The sequence below is a fragment of the Cryobacterium sp. 10I1 genome, assembly GCF_035019805.1.
Classification (GTDB): Bacteria; Actinomycetota; Actinomycetes; order Actinomycetales; family Microbacteriaceae; genus Cryobacterium; species Cryobacterium glucosi.
Window position 1 is genome coordinate 1 of record NZ_JASJVF010000484.1, and the last position, 1,237, is coordinate 1,237.

Here is a 1,237-nt window from a genome sequence, read left to right on the forward strand (position 1 = left end):
CCGCCGCCACCCCCCGTGACGGCGGCCGCACGACAGGCAGTCGCTGCCGCCCGCGCCGCCGACGCCGCGAGGGCACTGACGGAACAAGCCTCTGCCCGCCGCGCCGCCGCAGTCGCGGCCGCCCAGTCCCGCCTGCGCGCTGCGGAAACCAGGCTGGGTGCGGCGAAGCTTGCCGACGCCTCAGCCCACGCCGACTACGAGGCCGCTGTCAGTCGGGCCGACCTCGTGCATGCGCTCAGGGAACGCGCAGGAGTCACCGCCGACGCGTCCCGCCGGGTGCTGGCTACTCTCGTTCGCGGCCTGATGCAACAATCCGGCAACAGCACCCTCGACGCGCTACTCGACGACAGGGCCGACCATGACCTGCTGTTTCAGCTCGGCACACTGGATACCCTGTCCAGGCTGACCGCGAATCTCGACGACGTGCGCAGTCGCGTCGCCGCGGACGTCGAACGGGAGCAGGCGCTCGAGAAGCAGGATGCCGCCGCTCAGGCCGTCATCGCCGCAGTGCCGGTCTCCGCCACCCGCGCGGCGGTCGTGGCGGCGCAGGACGACGTCACCGCAGCATCCGCCGCCCTCGCCGACCTTGCCCGGTCAGCTCCGGCAGCCACGGCGGCGAGCGAGGTCCAGCCGTTCCCGGCAACTGTGCCCGTCGCGGACACCGGGCGTCTCAGCGAACAAGGCTGGACCAGACCAGCCGCAGGGCGCATCACCGATGCGTTCGGCCCGCGTCTCGTGCACCCGGTTGCCGGGGTCGGTGACTTCCACCGGGGGACGGACATCGGCGCCGGGTGCGACGCGGCCATCTATGCGGCGACCGACGGAGTCGTCGAGGCCGCCGGCGTACTGGGCACCTACGGCAACTGGATCCTGATCGACCACGGGAATGGCATCTCGACCGGCTATGCGCACATCGCTCCGGGGGAGACCCTGGTCAGCGTCGGTGAGCACGTCGTTGCCGGCCAGGTGATCGCCGGGGTCGGGAGCACGGGCGCCTCGACCGGCTGCCACCTGCACTTCGAGGTCAGGATCGACGGGACCGCCGTCGACGCCGTCCCGTTCCTGGCCCTCCGCGGCGTGAACCTCGGCACCTGAATCGGTCGCGATCACGACCGCCGCCAGACCACTCGACCTCTGCGCGCCTGGCCGGGAATCACCTGACCTTAAAGAAAAGTTGTATACAACATCTGGGGGTTTCCCCTAGGGTGAAATCGGAAGTAGACGGGAGGGAATGGCC

General features: G+C 70.5%; 1 protein-coding gene. It reads left to right on the plus strand.

Going from position 1 to position 1,237, the window contains the following annotated elements; genetic code table 11:
* A partial coding sequence (locus QN345_RS19250) for a M23 family metallopeptidase (protein ID WP_323509138.1) occupies nt 1-1,095 on the plus strand: 1,095 nt, incomplete at its 5' end.
* Between the last annotated feature and the right edge of the window lie 142 nt (nt 1,096-1,237).